Annotated in this window: 27 protein-coding genes and 1 other RNA gene; 14 read left to right on the forward strand and 14 right to left on the reverse strand. The window is 67.1% G+C overall.

Translation table 11 applies throughout. The annotated features are described in order from the left end of the window. Positions 1 to 303: 303 nt before the first annotated feature. Both ACVOK1_RS01100 and ACVOK1_RS01105 read right to left on the reverse strand, forming a co-directional pair. Positions 304 to 1,626, reverse strand: a complete 1,323-nt coding sequence (locus tag ACVOK1_RS01100) for an aminopeptidase P N-terminal domain-containing protein (RefSeq protein WP_108770745.1) — start codon at positions 1,624 to 1,626, stop codon at positions 304 to 306. Positions 1,627 to 1,631: 5 nt separating this feature from the next. Then, positions 1,632 to 2,180, reverse strand: a complete 549-nt coding sequence (locus ACVOK1_RS01105; protein WP_108769878.1) for a UPF0149 family protein — start codon at positions 2,178 to 2,180, stop codon at positions 1,632 to 1,634. A gap of 151 nt (positions 2,181 to 2,331) precedes the next feature. Between ACVOK1_RS01105 and ACVOK1_RS01110 the strand changes: the two genes are divergently transcribed. From ACVOK1_RS01110 to ACVOK1_RS01145, 8 genes are all read left to right on the forward strand, one after another. Continuing rightward, a complete protein-coding gene (locus ACVOK1_RS01110) occupies positions 2,332 to 2,553 on the forward strand; it encodes a TIGR02449 family protein (protein ID WP_108769879.1) in 222 nt (73 codons plus the stop codon). Next, entirely contained in the window at positions 2,550 to 2,846 is a 297-nt protein-coding gene (locus ACVOK1_RS01115; protein ID WP_108769880.1) for a cell division protein ZapA, read from the forward strand. The genes ACVOK1_RS01110 and ACVOK1_RS01115 overlap by 4 nt, the downstream gene beginning before the upstream one ends. A gap of 97 nt (positions 2,847 to 2,943) precedes the next feature. Then, positions 2,944 to 3,129, forward strand: a non-coding RNA gene (gene ssrS / locus ACVOK1_RS01120) — 6S RNA. A gap of 84 nt (positions 3,130 to 3,213) precedes the next feature. Further along, complete coding sequence (locus tag ACVOK1_RS01125; RefSeq protein WP_481560799.1) at positions 3,214 to 3,807, forward strand: 5-formyltetrahydrofolate cyclo-ligase; 594 nt, start codon at positions 3,214 to 3,216, stop codon at positions 3,805 to 3,807. Continuing rightward, positions 3,804 to 4,283 carry an EVE domain-containing protein gene (locus ACVOK1_RS01130; protein ID WP_481560800.1) on the forward strand — a complete coding sequence of 160 codons (480 nt, stop codon included), beginning with the start codon at positions 3,804 to 3,806 and terminating at the stop codon, positions 4,281 to 4,283. Before ACVOK1_RS01125 ends, ACVOK1_RS01130 begins: the two co-directional genes overlap by 4 nt. A gap of 22 nt (positions 4,284 to 4,305) precedes the next feature. After that, positions 4,306 to 4,953 (forward strand): ribose-5-phosphate isomerase RpiA, encoded by a 648-nt coding sequence (gene rpiA, locus ACVOK1_RS01135; RefSeq protein WP_116865168.1) that lies wholly within the window; start codon positions 4,306 to 4,308, stop codon positions 4,951 to 4,953. A 20-nt stretch (positions 4,954 to 4,973) separates the two neighbouring features. Further along, positions 4,974 to 5,417: a DUF192 domain-containing protein gene (locus ACVOK1_RS01140; RefSeq protein WP_108769884.1), complete on the forward strand. Its 444-nt coding sequence runs from the start codon at positions 4,974 to 4,976 to the stop codon at positions 5,415 to 5,417. 152 nt (positions 5,418 to 5,569) lie between these two features. Next, positions 5,570 to 6,415 carry a SirB1 family protein gene (locus ACVOK1_RS01145; protein ID WP_108769885.1) on the forward strand — a complete coding sequence of 282 codons (846 nt, stop codon included), beginning with the start codon at positions 5,570 to 5,572 and terminating at the stop codon, positions 6,413 to 6,415. Positions 6,416 to 6,474: 59 nt separating this feature from the next. Here the strand turns inward: ACVOK1_RS01145 and ACVOK1_RS01150 are convergent, their stop codons facing one another. After that, the gene (locus ACVOK1_RS01150; protein WP_108769886.1) at positions 6,475 to 6,699 is read right to left on the reverse strand and encodes a rubredoxin; all 225 of its coding nucleotides are present in this window, start codon (positions 6,697 to 6,699) and stop codon (positions 6,475 to 6,477) included. A 34-nt stretch (positions 6,700 to 6,733) separates the two neighbouring features. Between ACVOK1_RS01150 and thiE the strand changes: the two genes are divergently transcribed. Beyond that, positions 6,734 to 7,360, forward strand: a complete 627-nt coding sequence (gene thiE, locus ACVOK1_RS01155; protein WP_481560801.1) for a thiamine phosphate synthase — start codon at positions 6,734 to 6,736, stop codon at positions 7,358 to 7,360. A 16-nt stretch (positions 7,361 to 7,376) separates the two neighbouring features. Further along, complete coding sequence (gene hemL, locus ACVOK1_RS01160; protein WP_481560802.1) at positions 7,377 to 8,666, forward strand: glutamate-1-semialdehyde 2,1-aminomutase; 1,290 nt, start codon at positions 7,377 to 7,379, stop codon at positions 8,664 to 8,666. A gap of 430 nt (positions 8,667 to 9,096) precedes the next feature. Here the strand turns inward: hemL and azu are convergent, their stop codons facing one another. Next, a complete protein-coding gene (azu, locus tag ACVOK1_RS01165; protein WP_108769889.1) occupies positions 9,097 to 9,546 on the reverse strand; it encodes an azurin in 450 nt (149 codons plus the stop codon). Positions 9,547 to 9,668: 122 nt separating this feature from the next. Here azu and ACVOK1_RS01170 point away from each other — a divergent pair, with 122 nt between their 5' ends. Further along, entirely contained in the window at positions 9,669 to 10,271 is a 603-nt protein-coding gene (locus ACVOK1_RS01170) for an HAD-IA family hydrolase (protein ID WP_481560803.1), read from the forward strand. A 53-nt stretch (positions 10,272 to 10,324) separates the two neighbouring features. Here ACVOK1_RS01170 and ACVOK1_RS01175 read toward each other — a convergent pair whose 3' ends face one another. Next, positions 10,325 to 11,551 (reverse strand): acetylornithine transaminase, encoded by a 1,227-nt coding sequence (locus tag ACVOK1_RS01175; protein WP_200752079.1) that lies wholly within the window; start codon positions 11,549 to 11,551, stop codon positions 10,325 to 10,327. A gap of 63 nt (positions 11,552 to 11,614) precedes the next feature. Between ACVOK1_RS01175 and ACVOK1_RS01180 the strand changes: the two genes are divergently transcribed. After that, positions 11,615 to 12,484: an ion transporter gene (locus ACVOK1_RS01180; protein WP_406234826.1), complete on the forward strand. Its 870-nt coding sequence runs from the start codon at positions 11,615 to 11,617 to the stop codon at positions 12,482 to 12,484. Between the two features lie 72 nt (positions 12,485 to 12,556). On the opposite strand, the gene ACVOK1_RS01185 is transcribed toward ACVOK1_RS01180, so the two are convergent. The 3 genes from ACVOK1_RS01185 to ACVOK1_RS01195 all read right to left on the reverse strand — a co-directional run bounded on the left by ACVOK1_RS01185 (position 12,557) and on the right by ACVOK1_RS01195 (position 15,463). Continuing rightward, entirely contained in the window at positions 12,557 to 13,507 is a 951-nt protein-coding gene (locus ACVOK1_RS01185) for a YiiG family protein (protein ID WP_481560804.1), read from the reverse strand. A 38-nt stretch (positions 13,508 to 13,545) separates the two neighbouring features. Further along, positions 13,546 to 14,535: a YiiG family protein gene (locus tag ACVOK1_RS01190; protein ID WP_481560805.1), complete on the reverse strand. Its 990-nt coding sequence runs from the start codon at positions 14,533 to 14,535 to the stop codon at positions 13,546 to 13,548. A 109-nt stretch (positions 14,536 to 14,644) separates the two neighbouring features. After that, positions 14,645 to 15,463, reverse strand: a complete 819-nt coding sequence (locus tag ACVOK1_RS01195; protein WP_164074017.1) for an SDR family oxidoreductase — start codon at positions 15,461 to 15,463, stop codon at positions 14,645 to 14,647. A 108-nt stretch (positions 15,464 to 15,571) separates the two neighbouring features. Here ACVOK1_RS01195 and ACVOK1_RS01200 point away from each other — a divergent pair, with 108 nt between their 5' ends. Next, positions 15,572 to 16,252, forward strand: a complete 681-nt coding sequence (locus ACVOK1_RS01200; protein ID WP_481560806.1) for a hypothetical protein — start codon at positions 15,572 to 15,574, stop codon at positions 16,250 to 16,252. Between the two features lie 198 nt (positions 16,253 to 16,450). Here ACVOK1_RS01200 and ACVOK1_RS01205 read toward each other — a convergent pair whose 3' ends face one another. From ACVOK1_RS01205 to ACVOK1_RS01230, 6 genes are all read right to left on the reverse strand, one after another. Continuing rightward, positions 16,451 to 16,813: a DUF4288 domain-containing protein gene (locus ACVOK1_RS01205; protein WP_481560807.1), complete on the reverse strand. Its 363-nt coding sequence runs from the start codon at positions 16,811 to 16,813 to the stop codon at positions 16,451 to 16,453. A gap of 71 nt (positions 16,814 to 16,884) precedes the next feature. After that, on the reverse strand, positions 16,885 to 17,211 hold the full coding sequence (locus tag ACVOK1_RS01210) for a hypothetical protein (protein WP_481560808.1): 327 nt from the start codon (positions 17,209 to 17,211) through the stop codon (positions 16,885 to 16,887). A gap of 4 nt (positions 17,212 to 17,215) precedes the next feature. Further along, positions 17,216 to 17,785, reverse strand: a complete 570-nt coding sequence (locus ACVOK1_RS01215) for a hypothetical protein (protein WP_481560809.1) — start codon at positions 17,783 to 17,785, stop codon at positions 17,216 to 17,218. A 53-nt stretch (positions 17,786 to 17,838) separates the two neighbouring features. Continuing rightward, positions 17,839 to 18,324 (reverse strand): hypothetical protein, encoded by a 486-nt coding sequence (locus ACVOK1_RS01220; protein ID WP_481560810.1) that lies wholly within the window; start codon positions 18,322 to 18,324, stop codon positions 17,839 to 17,841. A gap of 121 nt (positions 18,325 to 18,445) precedes the next feature. Beyond that, positions 18,446 to 18,952 carry a DUF2867 domain-containing protein gene (locus tag ACVOK1_RS01225; RefSeq protein ID WP_481560811.1) on the reverse strand — a complete coding sequence of 169 codons (507 nt, stop codon included), beginning with the start codon at positions 18,950 to 18,952 and terminating at the stop codon, positions 18,446 to 18,448. Beyond that, the gene (locus tag ACVOK1_RS01230) at positions 18,949 to 19,611 is read right to left on the reverse strand and encodes a serine/threonine-protein kinase (protein WP_367380255.1); all 663 of its coding nucleotides are present in this window, start codon (positions 19,609 to 19,611) and stop codon (positions 18,949 to 18,951) included. Before ACVOK1_RS01230 ends, ACVOK1_RS01225 begins: the two co-directional genes overlap by 4 nt. A gap of 85 nt (positions 19,612 to 19,696) precedes the next feature. On the opposite strand from ACVOK1_RS01230, the gene ACVOK1_RS01235 reads away from it, so the two are divergent. Beyond that, positions 19,697 to 21,691, forward strand: a complete 1,995-nt coding sequence (locus tag ACVOK1_RS01235) for a bifunctional DedA family/phosphatase PAP2 family protein (RefSeq protein ID WP_108769899.1) — start codon at positions 19,697 to 19,699, stop codon at positions 21,689 to 21,691. Positions 21,692 to 21,704 lie beyond the last annotated feature (13 nt).

A 21,704-nucleotide genomic window follows, 5' to 3' on the forward strand; every position in this document is an offset into this window, starting at 1 on the left:
CGCCACGCGTGGATGATTCATTCGATGTCCGACAGATGTGCCGACCAACGGTCGGCACCCACCAACAGCAGGTTCCAACAGCCGCCGGCCAACTGTCGAAGGCGGGGCACTGTGGGTTTGCGGGGTGTGAGCCGCATGGATGCGGCAACCAAGCCCCCATGGATGGGTTTACGGCGTCCCCGCAAACCCACAGTGCCCCGCCATCCCACGGAATGCCGCTTCGGCTCTTGATCTTGAGGTTGCCGGCCAGCGGCCGGCACTACCAACAGGTGCAGGGCTGCAAGCCCTGCTACCCAGAAACCCTCAACCCGCCATCACCGCTTCAATCTCGTCCGCACTCCGCGCCAGCCCCTCGGTCAGCACGCGATGGCCGTCATCGGTGATCAGCACGTCATCCTCGGTACGGATGCCGATCCCGCGCCAGCGCGGTTCCACCGTCGTGTCATCCGCGCCGATGTACAGGCCCGGCTCGATGGTGAAGGCCATGCCCGGCTCCAGCAGGCGCGAATCGCCGGCCAGGCGGTAATCGCCCACGTCGTGCACGTCCAGGCCGATCCAGTGACCGGTCTTGTGCCGGTAGAAGCGCTGGTACAGGCCCTCGGCCAGGTTCTTTTCCAGCGTGCCCTTCAGCAGGCCCAGCCGCAGCAGGCCTTCGGTAAGCGTCTGCACTGCCGCCAGGTGACCGGTCTCGTAGGCCACGCCCGGCTTGGCCTGCGCAAGCGCTGCCGCCTGCGCCTCGCCCACCAGGTCGTGCAGCGCGCGCTGCTCGGCACTGAAGCGACCATTCACCGGGAACGTGCGGGTGATGTCGCTGGCGTAGCCGCGGTACTCGGCACCGGCATCGATCAGCACCAGCTCGCCATCGCGCGAACGCGCGTTGTTGTCGCGGTAATGCAGGATGCAGCCGTTGCGGCCGGCACCGACGATGCTGCTGTAGGCCGGCACCGCATCGCTCGCGCGGAACACGCGCTCCAGTTCGGCCTGCAGCTCATACTCATGGATTCCCGCCTTCGCCGCACGCATCGCGGCCAGGTGCGCACGCACGCTGATCTGCGCGGCGTGGTGCATCAGCGCCACTTCCGCACCGGATTTGAACAGGCGCTGCTCATGCAGCAGGTGGCCCAGCTCCAGGAACTCATGCGGCGGCTGCGCGCCGTGGCGCACCTGCGAACGCACGCGGTTGACCCAGCCGATCAGCTTCAGGTCGAAGTCCGCATCGCGGCCGAAGTGGTAATAGACGCGCGAACGCCCTTCCAGCAGGCCCGGCAGGATGTCGTCCAGGTCATCGATCGGGTAGGCATCATCCATGCCGTACTGCGCCACCGCCCCGTCCTGGCCGGCACGACCGCCGTCCCAGGCTTCGCGCTCGGCATCGCGCTCGCGGCAGAACAGGATGGCCTCGCCATGGCGGCGGCCGGGAATCAGCACCAGCACCGCTTCCGGTTCCGGGAAGCCGCTCAGGTACTGGAAGTCCGAGTCCTGCCGGTACGGGTAATGGGTATCCAGGCTGCGCACCTTCTCCGATGCGGCCGGCAGCACCAGGATCGCGTCGTCGCCGGCCATGTCCATCAGCTGGCGGCGGCGACGCTTGTACTCGCCGGCCGCGATGCCGGTGCGCTGCTTGATATCCATCAGTTCAGGCGCTGGCGGTGGCGCGCGGCCAGTACCACGTCACCGTGCAGCAGCAGCACCGCCACGCGGATGAACTCCTCGATCTCGGACAGGGCTTCGTCGTCGTCCTCGCCACCGGCCTCGAAATCCTCGCTGGAGGCACGGGCCAGGCTCGCCATGTCGGTCAGCGCTTCCTCGCCCTCTTCGGACAGGGTCGGGCGGCGGCCGCCGCTGCCCAGGCCGAAGCCACCGAGGAAGCTGCGGGTCCAGGCGAACATCGCGTCGGCCTGCGCGGCCACGTCGTCGTTGTCGGTCAGCAGCAGTTCGAAGGCGAAGTCGCGGTCTTCCAGCTGCTTGATGGTGGCTTCCAGCAGCTGCGCCAGCGCACTGCCGTCAGGCACCGGGGCCAGGTTGTCGTCGGCCAGCACGCGTGCCGGCCAGTCATTGCCGGGGGCGCCGCCGGCGGCCAGCCAGCCGCACAGGCCGCCGTGCAGCTCGGCAGCGGTGGCGCCCAGGCCCAGTTCCTGGCTGGCGCGGGAAACGTCGTCGACGGAGGGAAGTTCGGTCATCGTGCGGCTCGTTCGTAAGGGAAACCCGGGGTGCGCACGCGCGCGCCCGTGAGCCCGGTAGTGTAGCAACCCAACCGGGTCCTCCCCGTGGCAGCCCGGCCCTGCTGCGGCAACGCTTGACCGCCCTTGCCCGGCTTGCCTATCGTGCGGCATGGAACCAGCCGACCCCCTTGCCCAGTTGCAGGCCTTCGCCGCCCGCGTGGAAGCGTTGCTTGAACGCAACCAGCGCCTGGCCGAGGAGAACCGCAGCCTGCGCCACCAGCAGGAACAGCTGGTGACCGAGCGTTCGACGCTGCTGGCCAAGAACGAGCAGGCCCGCTCGCGGGTGGAAGCGATGATCAGCCGGCTCAAATCCCTGGAGCAGCACACATGAGCGCCGAACCGGTCAGTGTCCGCATCCTCGATCGTGAATACACGGTGGGCGTCGGTGGCGATGAACGCGACAGCCTGATGGCCGCCGCGCGCCTGCTCGATGCGCGCATGCGCGAGATCCGCGGCAGCAACCGGATGGCTGCCGTCGACCGCGTGGCCGTGCTGGCCGCGCTCAACCTGGCCCACGAGCTGCAGCTGCTGCGCGACGAGAACGCCCGCCAGGCGGTGGCCCTGCAGCAGACGCTGGCCGATCTGAACCGGCGGCTGGACCGCGCGATCGACAGCAGCACGTGAGGAGCGCGCGCATCGCGTCTTTTCATAACTGAATTGGCACGTACTGTTGCCGACGAACGGCCTATCCAGATCCTGCGCGCTGGCTATAATGGCGACGCGTTCTCTGCGGTACTCGACGGCATGTGCAAACATTCGCCTTGTCCCTTAAGAACGACACCGGGAGCGCGACAGCGCCGGGAGTGCAGGTCCGCCTTGTAGCGGGAAGCCCGATGGTTCTCCAGCGTTCCCACTTGAGCCCCCGGGTTCAAGGTCGTTTCGCATGCATCGACATTGCGGAGAATGCAATATTCCAGCAAGGGCGGCGTCTTCGGGCGTCGCCCTTGTTCTTTCCGGCACAATGACGGCTGTTCCCCCGCCGCACGCTGCCATGACCGACCCGCGCCAGGCCCTGCGCCACGACCTGCGGCAACGCCGCCGCGATCTTTCCGCGCCCGCGCGCATCGCCGCCGCCGAATCGCTGGCCGATGCCCTGCTTGCCCTGCCCTTCGCCCCGCGCACCGGCCCGGTGGCCGGCTACTGGGCCTTGGATGGCGAGATCGCCCTGCACCGCTGGCAGCTGCAGCTGCCCGAAGGCCTGACCTACTGCCTGCCGGTGCTGGCCGGCGAGGTGCTGCGCTTCGCGCCGTGGCGGCCCGGCCAGCCGCTGACCAGCAACCGCTACGGCATTCCCGAACCGGACGTGGCCTTGGAAGACACCCTCGAACCGGCGCAGATGGCGCTGGTGGTGACCCCGTTGGTCGGCTTCGACAGCCAGTGCCGGCGGCTGGGCATGGGGGGCGGCTGGTATGATCGCAGCTTCGCCCTCCGCCACGACCGGCCGGCGCCGCCCTGGCTGGTCGGTGCTGCGTTCGCGGTGCAGCAGGTCGAGTCCTTGCCGGTGGCGTCGTGGGACGTGCCGGTGGATGCGATCTGTACCGAAGACGGCACCCTGTTCCCCTCCGCTGCCCCCGTGAACGCATGACCGCCCGCAAGCGCTATTGGCTGATGAAGTCCGAACCGGACGCTTTTTCCATCGATGACCTGGCCAAGGTGAAGGTCGAGCCCTGGAACGGGGTGCGCAACTACCAGGCGCGCAACTTCATGCGCGACGCCATGCAGGTCGGCGACGGCATCCTGTTCTACCACTCCAATACAAAGGTGCCGGGCATCGTCGGCCTGGCCACGGTGGCCAGCGCGGCCTACCCGGACGACACCCAGTTCGACCCGACGTCCGATTACCACGACCCCAAGAGCACGCGCGAAAACCCGCGCTGGATGCTGGTGGACGTGCGCTTCGAGCGCAAGCTGAAGCAGGTGATCGCGCTGGACGAGATCAAGCTGCACGCCGACGAACTCGGCGAGGGCTTCCCGCTGGTTGCCAAGGGCAACCGCCTGTCGGTGTTCCCGGTGACGGCCGCGCAGTGGAAGCTGCTGCTGTCGCTCGAAAAGAAATCCTGATTCCCTGCCTGAGAGTCCTCCCATGTCCGAAGCCAAGCGCCTTGCCGCCGAGAAAGCCATCGAATACGTCCAGGACGGCATGATCGTCGGCGTCGGCACCGGTTCCACCGTTGCCTACTTCATCGATGCCCTGGCCCGCATCCAGCACCGCATCAAGGGCGCGGTGTCCAGTTCCGAACAGAGCACCGCCCGCCTGAAGCAGCACGGCATCGAGGTGATCGAACTGAACCACGCCGGCAGCCTGTCGCTGTACGTGGACGGCGCCGATGAGTGCGATGCAAACAAGTGCCTGATCAAGGGCGGTGGCGCCGCGCTGACCCGCGAGAAGATCATCGCCGAGGCCAGCGAGCGCTTCGTCTGCATCGTCGACCCGAGCAAGCAGGTGCCGGTGCTGGGCAGGTTCCCGCTGCCGGTGGAAGTGATCCCGATGGCGCGCAGCCTGGTGGCCCGCCAGATCCGCGACATGACCGGCGGCCAGCCGACCTGGCGCGAGGGCGTGGTGACCGACAACGGCAACCAGATCCTGGACATCCACAACCTGGAGATCACCGATCCGGAAAAGCTGGAGCGCGAGCTCAACCAGCTGCCGGGCGTGGTCTGCGTCGGCCTGTTCGCGCGCCGTCGCGCCGATGTGGTGATCGTCGGCGGCGAACCGCCGGTCGTGCTCTGAATTTCCCGAAGGACGCTGACATGTCGCTGCGCTCGCTGCTGATCCTCCCCCTGCTGGCCCTGACCGGCTGCGCCACCGATGCCGCCCGCCACTGGGTGGAGCTGGACGGCGCCCGGTACCAGGTGGAGCTGGCCACCAATGATGAAACCCGCGCCCGCGGGCTGATGTTCCGCGACCAGATGCCGGCCGACAACGGCATGCTCTTCATCCACGACCGCGAGGAAATGCAGGCGTACTGGATGAAGAACACCAAGATCGCGCTGGACATCCTGTACTTCGACAGCGAGCGCAAGCTGGTCAGCCAGCAGCGCGACGTGCCGCCGTGCTCGGCCGGCGACATGTGCCCGCCCTACCCGAGCGGTGGCCCGGCGCGTTACGTGCTGGAGCTCAACGCCGGCCAGGCCGAGAAGCTGAAGCTGAAGGACGGCACGCCGCTGACCTTCGGCCCGGGCATCGAGAAATAAGGGTTGGCCGGGCTGCGCCCGGCACCCGAGGTCGGAATCAGGGGTCGGATCCCTTTCGCGCGCGAAAGGGCTCTGACCCCGTTTCTTCATGGCGCGGTTCTTTTCACGCCACACCTCTTGAAACCGCCTGCGATTGCCTCCAGTCTGTGGCCATGCAGGACCGGATCACACTCCCCGACTGGGATGCACTGGCCGACGTCGATGACGAGGCGCTGCCACTGTTGCCGACCGCGTTGCTGATCGCGCGCGATGAATACCCCGACCTGCAGCCTGGCGTGTACGACGCGCTGGTGCAGAGCCATGTCGACCACCTGCGCGCGGAAGTGGACACCATCGAGCGCTGGCCGCTGAAGATGGCCGCGGTCAACCGCCACCTGTTCGACGAACTGGGCTACAGCGGCGACCACCAGGAGTACTACGACCCGCGCAACAGCTACCTCAACCAGGTGTTCGAGCGCCGGCTGGGCAACCCCATCTCGCTGGCCCTGGTGCAGATGGAAGTCGCCCGGCGCCTGGGCATTCCGCTGGATGGCGTGTCCTTCCCCGGCCATTTCCTGGTGCGCCTGCCGGTGGACGACGGCGTGCTGGTGATGGACCCGTTCAACGGCGGTCGCCCGCTGGACGTGGACGAACTGCGCGAGCGCGCCAAGTCACACCTCGGCGGGCAGGCCCCGGACGACCAGGTGCTGGCGCAGATCCTCGACCCGGCGCCGACCCGCGCGATCCTGATCCGCATGCTGCGCAACCTGCACGGCGTGTATGCCGAAGCCAGCGAGTGGGACCGTGCCGCGCGCAGTGCCGACCGCCTGCTGAAGCTGGCCCCGGAACAGGACGATGCCCTGCGCGACCGGGGCTTGGCCTACCTGCAGCTGGATTACGTGGCCGGCGCCCGCCACGACCTGGGCCAGTACCTGCGCCGCAACCCCGAGGCCAACGATGCGCAGTGGCTGCGCGAGAAGCTGATCGACCTCGGCGGGCCGATGCCGCGGCTGCATTGATTTACCGCTGTGCGGACCAACGGTCCGCACCCACCCCAACGGTCCGCACCCACCCGCGCTCAGTCGATCTCGACCATCTCGAAATCGTCCTTGGTCACCCCGCAGTCGGGGCAGGTCCAGGTCTCGGGAATGTCCTCCCAGCGCGTGCCCGGGGCGATGCCCTCTTCGGGCAGGCCGTCCGCTTCGCGGTAGATGAAGCCGCAGACCACGCACATCCAGGTACGCAAGGTGGTGGGGGTGGCGTCGCTCATCGGATAATCAGGGCTGGATTCACGGGCCGCCATTGTCCCATCGCGGCCCACTCACCGGTAGCCATCGATGACTTCTGCTTCCCCGGCGCCCCGCGGCGTCTACCTGATCACCCCGGATGAACCCGATACCGCACGCCTGCTGGCGCGCACGGCGCCGCTGCTGGCCGCCGGTGCTACCTGGCTGCAGTACCGCAACAAGACCGCCAGCGACGAGCTGCGCCAGGAACAGGCCGTCGCCCTGCAGGCGCTGTGCGCCGTCCACGGCGTGCCGCTCATCATCAACGACGACCCGGCACTGGCCCAGGCCGTGGGCGCGGCCGGCGTGCACCTGGGCGGCACCGACGGCGACATCCCCAGCGCGCGCGCCCTGCTCGGCCCGGACGCCATCATCGGCGCGTCCTGCTACGACCAGCTGGCCAACGCCGAAAAGGCCGTGGCCGCTGGCGCCAGCTACGTGGCCTTCGGCGCCTTCTACCCGACCACCACCAAGGTCACCAGCAGCCGCGCCCACACCGACCTGCTGCGGCAAAGCGCCGCACTGGGTGTGCCGCGGGTGGCGATCGGCGGCCTGACGCCGGACAATGTCGGTCCCATCATCGATGCCGGCGCCGACCTGGTGGCCGTGGTCAGTGGCATCTATGCCGCGCAGGACCCGGTCGCGACCCAGCGCGCCTTCCTCGCCCAGTTCGCGTAACACCCAGGAAAGCCCCATGAACCACGACCAGTCCCACGCCCTGTTCTCCCGCGCCCAGCAGCTGCTGCCGGGCGGCGTCAATTCGCCGGTGCGCGCGTTCAAGTCCGTCGGCGGCGAGCCGTTCTTCGTCGAGCGCGCCGATGGCGCCTACCTGTACGACGTCGATGGCAACCGTTACATCGACTACGTCGGTTCCTGGGGCCCGATGATCGTCGGCCACAACCACCCGGCCGTGCGCCAGGCAGTGAAGAAGGCCATCGACAATGGCCTGTCCTTCGGCGCGCCCTGTGCGGCCGAAGTGACCATGGCCGAGACCATCACCCGCCTGGTGCCGTCCTGCGAGATGGTGCGCATGGTCAACTCGGGCACCGAGGCCACGCTGTCGGCCATCCGCCTGGCCCGTGGCGCCACCGGACGCAACCGCATCGTCAAGTTCGAGGGCTGCTACCACGGCCATGGCGATTCGTTCCTGGTCAAGGCCGGCAGCGGCATGCTGACCCTGGGCGTGCCGACCTCGCCGGGCGTGCCGGCCGGCCTGAGCGAACTGACCCTGACCCTGCCCTACAACGACTTCGACGCCGCCACCGCGCTGTTCGAAGCACAGGGCAGCGAGATCGCCGGCCTGATCATCGAACCGGTGGTGGGCAACGCCAACTGCATCCCGCCGCGCGACGGCTACCTGCAGCACCTGCGCGCGCTGTGCACGCAGTACGGCGCCCTGCTGATCTTCGATGAAGTGATGACCGGCTTCCGCGTGGCCCTGGGCGGCGCGCAGGCGCACTACGGCATCACCCCGGACCTGAGCACCTTCGGCAAGATCATCGGCGGCGGCATGCCAGTGGGCGCCTACGGCGGCCGCCGCGAGCTGATGCAGCAGATCGCCCCGGCCGGCCCGATCTACCAGGCCGGCACGCTGAGCGGCAACCCGGTGGCGATGGCCGCCGGCCTGGCGATGCTGGAACTGGTCTCGCAGCCGGGCTTCCACGACGACCTCGCGGCGCGCACCGCGCACCTGTGCGAAGGCCTGGAAGCGGCCGCCGCGGAAGCCGGCGTGGCGGTGACCACCACCCGCGTGGGTGCGATGTTCGGCCTGTTCTTCACCAGCGAAAAGGTGGAGACCTATGCGCAGGCCACCGCCTGTGACATCCCGGCGTTCAACCGCTTCTTCCACGCGATGCTGGACCAGGGCGTGTTCCTGGCGCCGTCGGCGTACGAGGCTGGCTTCATGTCCAGCGCGCACGACGATGCCGTGATCGAAGCCACTCTGGCCGCCGCCCGCATCGCGTTCAAGGCCGCCAAGGGCTGAGCCCACGCCCGGTTGGTGCCAACCCTGGTTGGCACCGCCTTGTACCGTATCCACGCATGGCATGGATCTACCACGCATTGCCGGGGCACCGTATCCACGCATGGCGTGGATCTACCATGCATTGCCGGGGTACGGCATCCACGCATGGCGTGGATCTACCATGCATTGCCGGGGTACGGCATCCACGCATGGCGTGGATCTACCACGCATTGCCGGGGTACGGCATCCACGCATGGCGTGGATCTACCACGCATTGCCGGGGCACCGTATCCACGCATGGCGTGGATCTACCATGCATTGCCGGGGTACGGCATCCACGCATGGCATGGATCTACCACGCATTGCCGGGGCACCGTATCCACGCATGGCGTGGATCTACCAGACTGCGCGCACCGTTCCACCAGTAGAGCCACGCCATGCGTGGCTGCAATCAACCGAAAACGAAGCTGCCCTTCATCATCGCGAAGTGGCCGGGGAACGAGCAGAAGAAGGTGTAATCGCCGCCCTTCTGCAGCCCCTTGGTCGAGAAACGCACACGCGCGGTTTCGCCGCCGCCGATCACCTTGGTGTGCGCCAGCACGCGCTTGTCGGCCTTGGGCAGGTAGCTGTCGGCCAGAGTCATGCGCATGCCGGCCATCGCCACCGGCTGGTAGTCGGCCGTGCGGGTCAGCACCCAGTTGTGGCCCATCGCCGTGGCCGCCAGCTTGCCGGTGTGGCGCAGGGTCAGGTCCACTTCGCTGCAGTCGGCAGCCACCTTGATCTGGCGCGTGCTGAAGCTCATCTGGTCCGTGCTGTCAATGCTCACCGCACACACGCGTGCCATCGCCGACGGCGCCAGCATCAGCGCACCCAGTCCCACTGCCACCATCCAAGCCTTCATCGTTGCGTCTCCTGCGGGTTCACCGACCATTCTAGGCAGGGCCATGCGCCACCGGCTGCGACCGTCTGTCGCATGCGCACGGCAGGGTGTTCGCGCTTCTATGGCAATGGCATGCTCAGGCCATGCGGATCGACCTGTTGCTGCTGGATGTGGACGGCGTGCTGGTGCAGTACCAGCGCGCGCAGCGCGTGCTGCATCTGGCGCAGGCGCTGGACGTGAGCGCCGATGCCGTGCAGGCGGCGCTGTATGACAGTGGGCTGGAAGCGGCACACGACAGCGGCGCGCTGGATGGCACGACCTATCTGGCGCGCCTTGGCGAACTGCTGGGCCACACCGTGGATGCGCAGACCTGGACCTCCGCACGCCAGGCCGCCAGCCATCCGCAGGACGCGGTGCTGCAGCGCCTGGAGCACCTGCAGGTGCCGCTGGCGGTACTGACCAACAATGGCGCGCTGATGGTGCAGGCGCTGCCCCAGCTGCTGCCGGGCCTGTTTCCTGCGCTGCACGGGCGGGTGTTCTGCAGTGCCGATTTCGGCCTGCGCAAACCGCAGCCGGCGGTGTTCCAGCGCGTGCTCGACGTGCTGCAGGTTGCGCCTGCGCACACGTTGTTCGTCGATGACCTGTTCGCCAACGTGCGCGGCGCACGCGCGGCCGGCCTGCACGCGGAAACGGTGCGTGACGGGCGTGGGCTGGGGAAGGTGTTGAAGCGCTACGCGGTACGATGATCCGGGGGTCAGAGCCCTCTCCGCAGGAGAGGGATCCGACCCCAGCGTCAGGATCAGCGCGCGGCGACGAACGCGGCAACGGCCGCGCGCAGGCGCTTGAGGCCTTCGGCCACTTCTTCGTCGGTGATGTTCAGCGACGGCACGAAGCGCAGCACGTCCGGGCCGGCCTGCAGGGTCAGCAGGCCCTGGTCGGCGGCATGGTCGAGGATCGCACCGGCCTGGCCGGCAAAGGCCGGGCTCAGCACCGCGCCCAGCATCAGGCCGCGGCCACGCACGCCACTGAACACGCCGAACTCTTCGCTGATGCGGTCAAAGCCATCGCGCAGCGCCTTCGACTGGCGGCTGACGTTGGCGGCGATCTCCGGCGAGGCCAGCTTGCGCAGGGCCACGCGGGCGACGGCCGCGGCCAGCGGGTTGCCCCCGAAGGTGGTGCCGTGGGCGCCGAACTGCATGGTTTCAGCCACCTTCGGGCCGGCCAGCATCGCGCCGATCGGGAAGCCGCCGCCGAGGGCCTTGGCCAGGGTGACCATGTCCGGCACCACGTCATCCTGCCAGTGCGCGAACAGGGTGCCGGTGCGGCCCATGCCGGCCTGGATCTCGTCCAGCACCAGCAGGGCATCGTGCTGGTCGCACAGCTCACGCACGCGCTTGAGGAAGCCGGACTTGGCCGGCATCACGCCGCCCTCGCCCTGCACCGGCTCGAGCATGACCGCAGCGACGTCGCCGGCGGCCATCGCGGTTTCCAGCTGCACTTCATCGTTGAAGTCGATGTAGCGGAAACCACCGGGCAGCGGCTCGTAGCCTTCCTGGTACTTCGGCTGGGCGGTGGCGGTGACCGCGCCCATGGTGCGGCCGTGGAAGCTGCCGCGGAAGGTGATGATGACGCGCTTGTCGGCCGGGCGCCCCTTGCTGGAGGCCCACTTGCGGACCATCTTGATCGCCACTTCGTTGGCTTCGGCGCCGGAATTGCACAGGAACACGCGCTCGGCGAAGCGGCTGGCCTGCACCAGTTCCTCGGCCAGGTGCAGCGGCGGCGCGCTGTAGAAGACGTTGCTGGTGTGCCACAGCTTGCCGGCCTGCTCGACCAGCGCAGCCACCAGGTCCGGGTCGTTATGGCCCAGCCCGCACACGGCGATGCCGGCGGCCAGGTCGATGAACTCGCGGCCCTGGCTGTCCCACACGCGGGCGCCCTGGCCTCGCTCCAACACCACCTGGCGGGGCTTGTACACCGGCAGGTAGTAGTGCGACAGGGAGATCAACGGATCGGTAGCGGCGGTCATGGCAGTGGATTGGGTTCAGGACCCCCCATTCTCGCCCCCCAGCCCCTGCGGCACAATGTGCGGATGCGCCCGTTTTCCGCCCCCCAGCTGAACCCCGCCACCGCTTCCGGCTGGCGCCGGACCTGGTTCGACATCATCTACCGCCACGACACCCGGCCGTCCCGCAATTTCGACCTGATCCTGGTGGTGGCGATCATCGCCAGCATCCTGGTGGTGATGATCGACAGCGTGCAGCACCTGCACGTGGCATGGTCGGACTGGCTGTACGTCATCGAGTGGGGCTTCACCGCCCTGTTCACGATCGAGTACCTGCTGCGCCTGGCGGTGGTGAAGCGGCCGCTGCGCTACGCGGTCAGCATCTGGGGCATCATCGACCTGCTGTCGATCCTGCCGGCCTACCTGTCACTGTTCATCCCCGGCGCGCAGAGCCTGCTGGTGGTGCGCGCGCTGCGCATGCTGCGGGTGTTCCGCATCCTCAAGCTGACCCGCTACATCGAGGAAAGCGGCGTGCTGCTGCAGTCGCTGTGGCGCAGCCGGCGCAAGATCCTGCTGTTCCTGTTCACGGTCATCACCATCACGATCATCGCCGGCACCCTGATGTACATCATCGAGGGCCCTGCGCATGGGTTCAGCAACATCCCGGCCAGCATGTACTGGGCAGTGGTGACCATGGCCACGGTCGGCTTCGGCGACATCGTGCCGCAGACCGTGCTGGGCCGCTTCGTCACCTCGGTGCTGATCCTGATCGGTTACAGCATCATCGCCGTGCCCACCGGCATCTACACCGCCGAGCTGGCCAGCACCATGCGCGAGGCCGACATGGCCGCGCGCCGGGATGCACGTGGCTGCCCGCAGTGCGGGCTGGAAGGCCACGAGCCCGACGCCCGCCATTGCCGCCGGTGCGGCAGTGCCCTGCCGGATACCTTCAAGTAGATCCACGCCATGCGTGGATGAGCACCGGCACAGTGCGGACCAACGGTCCGCACCCACCAGAGTCGGTACTCGTCAATGCATGCGGTTGCTGGTGGTCACCAGGTCGTTGTACGCGTCCAGGATGTCCGACTGCGCGCCTTCCGGGGCCGAAGTGAGCCAGCTGCCCGATGCCTTGCGCTCGGCGGCCAGACCTTCGGCGCTGATCGGCTTGCCCTGCTCGATGCGTTCGATGCCACGGCCGGCCTTGCGGATCAGCATGTCGGCCGAGCGCTGCACATGGCCCCACATCGGGTCGTCCTTGCCGATGCCGGCGGCCTGCATTTCCTTCACCAGTGCCTCGTAATCCGCCACGCGCGTGCGCAGCGCGGCGACGTCAGGCTTTTCATCCTGGAAGGCCACCGCAAGCTGCTTGCCGTCGCCGACCAGGCGCAGGTGGTAGTAAGCCGGCGAACGGCCCTCACTCTCTTCGATCTGCTTCAGCTGCGCGGCACGGCGGTCTTCCTCGTTCTTTTCCAGCGCCACGTCCAGTGCGTCGCTGGCCTTGAAGAAGGCCGCATAGGCCTGCATCAGCGGTGCGTGCTGGCTGCGCATGCCTTCGCCACCATCGCGGCGGAATTCCTCGCGGCTGAAGTAGCCATCGGCCTGCTCGATCTTCGCGTACAGGGCCTGGAAGGCCTGCTGGTAGTCACGCACCGGCGCGTCCATCGGGATCGCCGGCGTCAGCGCCAGCGCGTCGGTCAGCGGCTGGCCGCAATACTCCACGCGGTGCGACAACACCTTGCCCGGCGAGCGCGGCTGCGCTTCCTTGCCGGTCGGGCCGGCTTCGACATCCTTGATCCAGCCGGTGTACGTCTCGAAGCCCTCGTGGATGGGCTGCTCGACGCCGTTGTAGCACTCGATGTAGGCGTTGACCTTGGCCAGGCTGGGATCGGCCAGCGACAGGCCGGTGGACTTGTTGCAACCGGCCAGGCCGGCCACGGCGCCCAGCAGCAGCACCGGCAGTACACGTACAGAAGCGTTCAATTCAATTCCTTGCTTGCAAAAAAAAACAGTAGGTCGCCTTACTGGCGGTTGCTCTGGAAGACCAGCGAGTTGTATTCCTGCATCAGCTTGCCCGGCGAACCCTGCGGCGCCAGCGTGGTGTCCAGCATGCGCTGCTCGAAATCGCTGTACGGAGTCTTGTCCGCGACGCGCTTCAGGCGCTCCTTGCTGGCGCGGCGGAAATCCTCGGCGGTGCGCTCGAAGCTGTTCCAGTCCAGCTTGCCCGGCTCCTGCTCGGCCACCTTGGCGTGGGCCTCATCGGAGATCGCGTTGAACGCATCCAGGCGCCGGCGCGCTTCGGCCACGTCGAAGCTGTCTTCGGCCATCAGGTCCATCAGCGCCTTGGCATCGCGCATGATCGCCAGGCGGTAGAAGTTGCGGGTGCGGCCTTCCTGCGCTTCGACCTTGGCCAGCTGCGAATCCTGCAGGCGATCGTTCTCGGCATCCAGCGCATCGCTGAACACGCCGCTGGCTTCGACGAAGGTGCTGAATGCAGACATCAACGGCGCATGCAGCGCCTTGCCGCGCGCGAAGCCATCGTCTTCGTAGTCATCACGCTGGTAGTAGTCGGCCGCTTCGTGGGTGATCGGCTGCAGTGCATGCAGTGCATCGAGATAGCCCTGCGCGGCCTTGTCCAGTTCCGGCAGCGACGGCTGCGCGGCGATGGCTTCCGGCAGCGCCGTGTCACAGCCCTTGAGGTCGCTGGCGGTCAGGTCCGGCGGACCAATCGGGCGTTGCTCGCGACCGGTCGGGCCGGCCTTGGGGTCCTTCATCCACACCGTGTACGGGCCGATGCCCGCATGGATCTTGCGGTCCACATCGTTGTAGCACTCGATGTAGCCGTTGAGCTTGGCCATCAGGGCCTGGTCGGCATCGGCGTCGACGGCCGCCGTTTCTCCCTTGCCTGCAGTGTCGGCGGCATCGGCCGGGGCCGCAGGCTTGCCACCACAGGCGGCCAGGACGAGGGACAGCGAAGCAGCCAGGGTGGCCGCGCGAAGCATCGGTCGCATAGGGAAACTTCCTTGTTGAGACGGCTGATGAAAACGGTTCCAGCCACCATTCTACCCAACCCGGGCAGTGGCCATCCTTGACCACTGCCTCAGAAGCACGCGCCGCCGATCAATCCAGGAACAGGTCCGGCAGCAGCGGGCGCGACGCGTCCACGGCGTACCCGGACAGATCGGTCACCCCGGCTTCGCCCAACACCTCGTCATCGATCAGGAAGCGGCCATGGAAACCGGCGGCCTCGCGCACCAGTACCGCGTGCGCCGCATCGGCCATGATCTGCGGCGTACGGCAGCCGGCCGCATCCACACCGGGGATCATGTTGATCGCATCGGTGGCGATGACCGTGCGCGGCCACAGCGCATTGACCGCGACACCCTGCGGGCCGAACTCCGCAGCCAGGCCGAGGGTGACGAAGCTCATGCCCATCTTGGCCAGCGTGTAGCCGGTATGCGGTCCCCACCACTTCGGTTCCAGGCTGGGCGGCGGGGCCAGGGTGAGGATGTGCGGATTGGGCGCCTGCAGCAGGTACGGCAGGCAGGCCTGCGCGCACAGGAAACTGCCGCGCGAATTGACCTGCTGCATCAGGTCGAACCGCTTCATCGGCGTATCCAGCGCGCCGCGCAGCCAGATCGCGCTGGCGTTGTTGATGAGGATGTCGATGCCACCGAAGGTATCCACCGTGGCGGCCACGGCCGCCTTCACCTGGTCCTCTTCGCGGATGTCGCACTTCAGGGCGAGGCCCTGGCCGCCGGCCGCGGTCACTGCTTCGGCGGCGCTGTGGATGGTGCCCGGCAGCTTCGGGTTGGGCACCGACGACTTCGCGGCGATGGCCACGTTGGCGCCGTCGCGCGCCGCGCGCAGTGCGATGGCCAGGCCGATACCACGCGAGGCACCGGTGATGAAAAGGGTTTTACCCTGCAGACTGCCCACGTTCCACACTCCAGCGTATGCAATGAGCCGCTAGTATGCCGCGCCGACGCGGAGTTCACCGCGCGTTGACGATACTGGCGCCCCAGTCACACGCACGAGGTACACGCCATGCGCCGTTCCCGCCTGCTGCTGCCTGCCCTGGGCCTGGCCCTGCTCACCGCCTGCCAGGGCCGTGCGCCGGAACCCGGCACCGAACCCGCCACGGGTGATGCGCCCGCCGCCAGCAAGGCCGCCGATGGCTCACTGCGCTGGAGCGAGTCGGTGGTCTGGGATGGCGACCTCAACGCATGCCGGCAGGGTGAGAACAGCGCAACGCGCGAGTGCCTGGCCGAGACGATGAAGTCCGCCGGCGCCAGCGCCGATGCCGTGGCCGCTGCAGACCAGCTGTCCACCGGCGGCGAGTTGGCCTACGTGACGGCCTGGCATGAACACGATGGCCTGGGCGTGGCCACGGTGGAGTATCCGTTCCGCGCCAACACCAACGAGGGCACGCGCCTGGTGGATGCCGGCGGCAAGCGCATCGATGTCGACGCGGTGCAGCTGGACGACACCCTGCGCGCCGACCCGGGGGTACAGGCGGTGCTGGCCGCGCATCCGCAGGCCACGCCGTTCGCGCCCGCACAGGCAGCAGGCACGGCACCGCTCGATGGCGGCGGCATCCGCCTGCTGTACCGCACGCCGCTGCGCGACTGCCATGCCTGCCCGGATGTCGGCCAGCTGCAGATCGGTTATGACTTCGATGGCAAGCGCAACTTCATCGGCCAGCAGGTGGTGCCGGCGGCGCCGTGATGCCATAACGTTGCGTACCCGCCGGGCATGGCCCGGCGCTACCGATCCGGAGCGTGCCCTTGAGGTAGCGCCGGGCCATGCCCGGCGACAGGCAAGACGTGGCACCTGCCGTAGAGTCGAGCTTGCTCGACTGCTCCTGGCGCCTCAGTCGAGCAGGCTCGGCTCTACTCCTGGCCCTTCAGTCGGGCAAGCTCGACTCTACTCCTGGTACAGAACCTCGATGGCATCACCACGGGCAAGACGTCTCACCTGATCCAACGTATCCACCGCCATGACAGAGTACGTAACCTCCACACCGGAGTGCAGGCGTCCCTCGGCAGTGTCCTCATCAGTCTCTACTGATATCAGCTTGCGGATTCCGGCGAATCGATAGAGGGACGGTCTACCGTCTTCACCCATCAGGCGGCCGCTCAGATCCTCATAGTCAGAGGCAAGCGCTTTCGCATTGTCGAGAGCTTGCTCTTCGCTATCCGCACTGAGGAGATAGACGTTCTCATGGATAAGAATCGAGTCCTGCCCTTCGCATTCGTAGTAAAAAATGGCGTGCGCGCAGTACCACATGGATCACCCCAATCAATTGCCTGATGCGGAAATCAGCGCGTCGGGCCGCGAGAGGCCCGCATCATCCAGCGCTATCCAATCAACCCCAACTCTCTCCGGAACAGCACCAGCAGAATCCAGACGATGTAGTAGGGAAACAAGACCGTAACGTAAGCCCGCAAACGCCTGGCACGCGCTCGCTGCGTCGAAGAAAGCAACGCGAACTGCTTCAATTCCCCCAGCACAAGAGGAATGACAACACTACGCGACGCGTAGCCCAGAGTCGGCGATCCCATATTGCGCCATTCGTCCGGCAGCTCCAACCGCAGCCTTGCAAGGAACATCCTCAGCTCGACCAGATATATGAAAGTGAAAGCAACGGCAACAGGCGCGGAGAGAACCAGAAAATCCATCACCATTACTTTATTCCGGATGGCCAGGTGAATCGTTTGCTGGACCTGTTCGAGGTATCGGCAGGACGCCATCCGAGTAGGAGATCGAACAGTCTTTGTACTCGGCGCAGAATTCACGCATGCCTGTGAGCGTCCGCAACCGCTCGACGTTTTCCAGGTCCGCGAATCTTCCAGCGACGACATGCTCGGGAACAACGCCGTCACCGACAACGATCTTCGGCGAGCGCTGGAACATGGCCTTGACGCGGTAGTAGCCCGCTTCAAGCAACGGCTCCCGCTGGTCCTCCACCCTGAAAAAAACGATGGCTGAAGCCAGGTCGTTGATCTCTGCGGAATCGTGGCTTGCGAACAGAACCTTGGCGCCATGACCGGGATAGAAGAGAACGACCGAGACGCTCCGTCCTTCAAATGCATCTGGAGCAGAGAACAACTCGACCGCGGAGACCACACAGGCCCCAACCGACATGCGATGCGTGCAGCGGTCAACGGACGCGGCAGCAACGTTGTCATGACTACTGCCCTTGCAGGCAATCAACACTCCGCACAGCACAACGGCCATGATCCATACGCGTCCCCTCATGTGATCTTCCTTGATGAGTCATTCAGCCATCGATGCACAGGCACCCCCTTCATCTATACCGGGTGCCTTCCCGAGTACACAAGACGATCAGTCGGCTTCTTTTCCGCCGAAATCAGAAAGGCATCAAGATAGTCCGGCACATACCAGTCATCCCAAGGCGCAAGACCATAGAAGGCATTTGCAAACTCTTCCACGATCCCCGAGCCTCGAATTCTGGCGCCAATGAATCCGCTCCTGCGCAGCGTCTCATAGGGGGCCGCGTCGACCACGCCCCCTGTATCGCGAAGATCGACCACCTTCCAACGCCCCGAATCCAGCAGATCGCGGGTTACAAAAACGGCCGAAAACAGTGCATCCAGCCCCAGAGGGGGGATGTCCCCACCGGCCCAGGCGCCTTTGAAATCAAATAGAACGATCACCGCACTATTCAGAACGTGCGCCTCACGCCCGATGACCTGGCCAACACACGAATCGCCATCCTCAAGCGGAAGCAGAAAGACGCTTCCGATGTCCCACTTCTGCTTTGCACGGACTGACACCCCCCCCCTCCTGGGCCGCGCGGCCCTGCCAGACAACGAATTGATTCACGCCATCCCCTTGCGTCCGCATGCGCACCCGCACCACGCGGGCCGGCTCGACGCTTCGCAACAGATCCCGTCTTCAGTCGTAGGCCTGCACCTGCTTTTTCAGAAGGTGCGGCACGATCCATCGATGCACCGGCGCCACCGGCAGCATGTACACCCGCCCAAACGCATTGTGGGTATGCACGACGGTGGCCACTTCCAGCACGTCGCCCTGCCACTGCAGCGCAAGCTGCACGCGCAGGTGGCGGTCGTTGTCTTCCAGCACGATGGCATCCTCATCCAGCGACTGCAGGGTGAAGATGCCCAGACGCTGCCCCGGTCGCGGCGCGACGGTGTCCTGCACCGCGCGCAACGAACCCAGGTCCTTCATGCCGAGCAGGCGCATGCCGCGGTTGCGCAGCGCCATCAGGCCATCGAACCAGCCGGGGATGGTCGCGGCCATATCGCGGTAGGCCTGCAACGCGCTGCGGCCATCGCGACGGGTATGGACCTGGCAGGCGTGCACGAAGCTGGCGCCGGGCAGCTGCGCGCGCAGCACGCTGGCCGCACTCGGCGGCGCGGTCACCACCTGCGCGGCGGTCACGGCTTCGGCCCCTGCCCTTCGTTGTCTTCCCAATGCAGGATGCGGCGGGTGACGAAGCGGTAGACCGGCTTGCCGGTGGCGAACCACAGCTCGCGCACCCAGGAGGTGCGCTTGAGCACGCGCTTCTCCACCGGGGTGAGCGACTCGCGGCAGTACATGCGCTTGTGCTTGAGCAGGTGGCGCAGGTCTTCGCGGGCCAGCAGGCGCATCCAGCGCGAGCGCGGGTTGCCGATCACCGCCAGCTGGAAGTCGATCAGCGCCGGGCGGCCGTCCTCGGTCACCAGCCAGTTGGCCTCCTTGGCCAGGTCGTTATGGGCCACGCCGCGCCGGTGCAGCTGCTGCAGCAGGCGCCGCGCAGCACGGAACCAGGCCAGGTCGCCACGCGGCGGACGCTGGTACATGGCATCGCCGGCCATGAAGCTGCGGTCGAGGTGGCGGCCATCCCAGTCCAGCAGCTGCGGCACGTCGGCCATGCCCTCGATATGGCGCAGCGCGCGTGCTTCGCGGCGGGCCAGCCACCACGCCGGCACGCGCAGCCACAGCGGCGTTGCGCCCAGGTCGCGGCGTACGAAGGGGCCCTGCGGCCCCTGCACGAGCAGGATGCGGCCGAAGCTGTCGGCCTTCAGGGCATGCGTTGGAGCGTCGGTCGAGTGCGGCATGCGCCCATTCTAGGCGATGGCGCTGGTTGCAAACGGTCACCAAGCCGCTGGGAACCAGTCACCTTCACGCCTCTATAATCGGGCAATGGACTCTTCATGGATCGACGCCACCCTCGCGTGGATTGCCGCCCATCCCGTACTCGCGGGCGCGGTTATTTTTCTGATCGCCTTCTGCGATGCGGTCATCATTCTCGGCGCCATCGTGCCGGCGCTGCCCCTGCTGTTCGCGGTGGGCGTGTTCATCGGCCTGGGGCAGATCTCCGGGCCGTATGCGGTGGCTGCGGCGGCGCTGGGTGCGTTTGCCGGTGATGGCATCAGTTACTGGATCGGCCGCCGCTGGGGCGACCGCCTGCGCGGGGTCTGGCCGTTCAGCCGCTATCCTCAGCTGCTGGACCGTGGCGAGAACCTGTTCCGCCGCAATGCCTTCAAGAGCATCCTGATCGCGCGCTATGTCGGCGCCATCCGGCCGTTCGTGCCCGCCATCGCCGGCATGCTGAAGATGCCGGCCAGCCGCTACGTGCAGGCCAGCGGCATCGCAAGCCTGTCGTGGGCGGTGCTGTTCCTGGCCCCGGGCTGGATCCTCGGCGAAGCCTATGACGCCGTCGCCGCGGTTGCCGGACGCCTGGTGGTGGTGGTCGGCCTGCTGGTGGTCATCCTCGGCCTGGTCTGGGCCATCGTGCTGTACGGCTACCGCTGGTCGGCCGCGCGCATGGACCACTGGCTGGCGCGCCTGCTGGACTGGTCCAACCGCCACCCCACGCTGGGCCGCTACACGGTCGGCGTGCTCGACCCGAAGCGCCGTGAATCGGTGCCGCTGGCGATGCTGGCACTGATGTTGCTGTTGCTGGGCTGGGGCTGGTTCGCGCTGCTGACCGTGGTGGTCGCCCATGGCGAACCGCTGGCCATCGATCTGCTGGTGCACCAGGCCATGCTGGCCCTGCGCAACCCGCTGGCCGACTACCCGATGGCGGCACTGGCCTCGCTGGGCGCCTGGCAGGTGCTGATGCCGGCCACCGCCGCGGCCATGGGCTACCTGGTGTGGCGCCGGCGCTGGATGGCCGCCGCGCACTGGCTGGCCGCACTGGCCTTCGGCCTGGCCCTGACCAAGCTGCTGGGCACCACCGTGGACGTGGTGCGCCCGGTCGATGCCAGCAGTGGCTTCGGCTTCCCTTCGGTGTCGGTGACCATGGCCACCATCACCTTCGGCTTCTTCGCGGTGCTGATCGCGCGCGAAATGCCCGGCCGCACCCGCGTCTGGCCGTACCTGGTGTCGGGCATCGTGGTCAGCCTGATCGGCTTCTCGCGCCTGTACCTGGGCGCGCACTGGCTGAGCGACGTCATCGGCGGCATGTTGTTCGGCACGTTCTGGCTGCTGGTGCTGGGCATCGCCTACCGCCGCCGCTTCAACCGCTCGTTCTGGGTGAAGCCGGTGGCGTGGCTGTTCTACGGCGTCTTCGCGGTGGCGGCGATGTGGTACGCGCCGCGCAACATCCCGGTGAAGCTGGAGCGCTTCGAACCGACCCTGCCGGCACCGGTGGCCATGGACATGCAGGCCTGGTGGCAGCACGACTGGGCCAAGCTGCCGGCGCGCCGCAACGAGTTCGACGATGACCAGCGCTGGCCGCTGGACGTGCAGGTGGCCGGTCCGCTGGCACCGCTGCAGGCGCAGCTGGAAGCGCGCGGCTGGACCGTTCAGGCGCAGGCCGGCTGGGAAGAAGCCCTGCTGATGCTGGACAAGAACACCGGCGCCGACGAACTGCCGGTGCTGCCGGCCACGCTGGAAACACGCGTGGAAGCCCTGCTGATGGTGCGCCAGGGGGCCAAGCCGGATGAGCGCTACGTGCTGCGCCTGTGGCCGGCACCGGGCCAGCTGCAGCCGGGCGACGTGCCGCTGTGGCTGGGCAGTGCGCAGACCCTGCGCTACGAGCGCCACTTCGAGTGGATCGGCATGTGGCACCCGGTGCGCGGCATCGACCCCGCGTTCAATGCGCTGAAGGACGCCGTGCAGGGCATGCCGCAGCACGAGGACGTGCACGCCGAAACCGGGTTGCCGGTGCTGCGGTTGAAGACGCAGCCGTGATCGATCGCCGGGC

The organism is Stenotrophomonas sp. STEN087 (genome assembly GCF_056759115.1).

Excerpts from the sequence above, each read along its gene's own strand:
- ACVOK1_RS01105 (WP_108769878.1), bottom strand. The coding sequence starts at position 2,180 with ATGACCGAACTTCCCTCCGTCGACGACGTTTCCCGCGCCAGCCAGGAA.
- ACVOK1_RS01110 (WP_108769879.1), top strand. The coding sequence starts at position 2,332 with ATGGAACCAGCCGACCCCCTTGCCCAGTTGCAGGCCTTCGCCGCCCGC.
- ACVOK1_RS01115 (WP_108769880.1), top strand. The coding sequence starts at position 2,550 with ATGAGCGCCGAACCGGTCAGTGTCCGCATCCTCGATCGTGAATACACG.
- ACVOK1_RS01125 (WP_481560799.1), top strand. The coding sequence starts at position 3,214 with ATGACCGACCCGCGCCAGGCCCTGCGCCACGACCTGCGGCAACGCCGC.
- ACVOK1_RS01130 (WP_481560800.1), top strand. The coding sequence starts at position 3,804 with ATGACCGCCCGCAAGCGCTATTGGCTGATGAAGTCCGAACCGGACGCT.
- rpiA (WP_116865168.1), top strand. The coding sequence starts at position 4,306 with ATGTCCGAAGCCAAGCGCCTTGCCGCCGAGAAAGCCATCGAATACGTC.
- ACVOK1_RS01140 (WP_108769884.1), top strand. The coding sequence starts at position 4,974 with ATGTCGCTGCGCTCGCTGCTGATCCTCCCCCTGCTGGCCCTGACCGGC.
- ACVOK1_RS01145 (WP_108769885.1), top strand. The coding sequence starts at position 5,570 with ATGCAGGACCGGATCACACTCCCCGACTGGGATGCACTGGCCGACGTC.
- ACVOK1_RS01150 (WP_108769886.1), bottom strand. The coding sequence starts at position 6,699 with ATGGCGGCCCGTGAATCCAGCCCTGATTATCCGATGAGCGACGCCACC.
- thiE (WP_481560801.1), top strand. The coding sequence starts at position 6,734 with ATGACTTCTGCTTCCCCGGCGCCCCGCGGCGTCTACCTGATCACCCCG.
- hemL (WP_481560802.1), top strand. The coding sequence starts at position 7,377 with ATGAACCACGACCAGTCCCACGCCCTGTTCTCCCGCGCCCAGCAGCTG.
- azu (WP_108769889.1), bottom strand. The coding sequence starts at position 9,546 with ATGAAGGCTTGGATGGTGGCAGTGGGACTGGGTGCGCTGATGCTGGCG.
- ACVOK1_RS01170 (WP_481560803.1), top strand. The coding sequence starts at position 9,669 with ATGCGGATCGACCTGTTGCTGCTGGATGTGGACGGCGTGCTGGTGCAG.
- ACVOK1_RS01175 (WP_200752079.1), bottom strand. The coding sequence starts at position 11,551 with ATGACCGCCGCTACCGATCCGTTGATCTCCCTGTCGCACTACTACCTG.
- ACVOK1_RS01180 (WP_406234826.1), top strand. The coding sequence starts at position 11,615 with ATGCGCCCGTTTTCCGCCCCCCAGCTGAACCCCGCCACCGCTTCCGGC.
- ACVOK1_RS01190 (WP_481560805.1), bottom strand. The coding sequence starts at position 14,535 with ATGCGACCGATGCTTCGCGCGGCCACCCTGGCTGCTTCGCTGTCCCTC.
- ACVOK1_RS01200 (WP_481560806.1), top strand. The coding sequence starts at position 15,572 with ATGCGCCGTTCCCGCCTGCTGCTGCCTGCCCTGGGCCTGGCCCTGCTC.
- ACVOK1_RS01205 (WP_481560807.1), bottom strand. The coding sequence starts at position 16,813 with ATGTGGTACTGCGCGCACGCCATTTTTTACTACGAATGCGAAGGGCAG.
- ACVOK1_RS01210 (WP_481560808.1), bottom strand. The coding sequence starts at position 17,211 with ATGGTGATGGATTTTCTGGTTCTCTCCGCGCCTGTTGCCGTTGCTTTC.
- ACVOK1_RS01215 (WP_481560809.1), bottom strand. The coding sequence starts at position 17,785 with ATGAGGGGACGCGTATGGATCATGGCCGTTGTGCTGTGCGGAGTGTTG.
- ACVOK1_RS01230 (WP_367380255.1), bottom strand. The coding sequence starts at position 19,611 with ATGCCGCACTCGACCGACGCTCCAACGCATGCCCTGAAGGCCGACAGC.
- ACVOK1_RS01235 (WP_108769899.1), top strand. The coding sequence starts at position 19,697 with ATGGACTCTTCATGGATCGACGCCACCCTCGCGTGGATTGCCGCCCAT.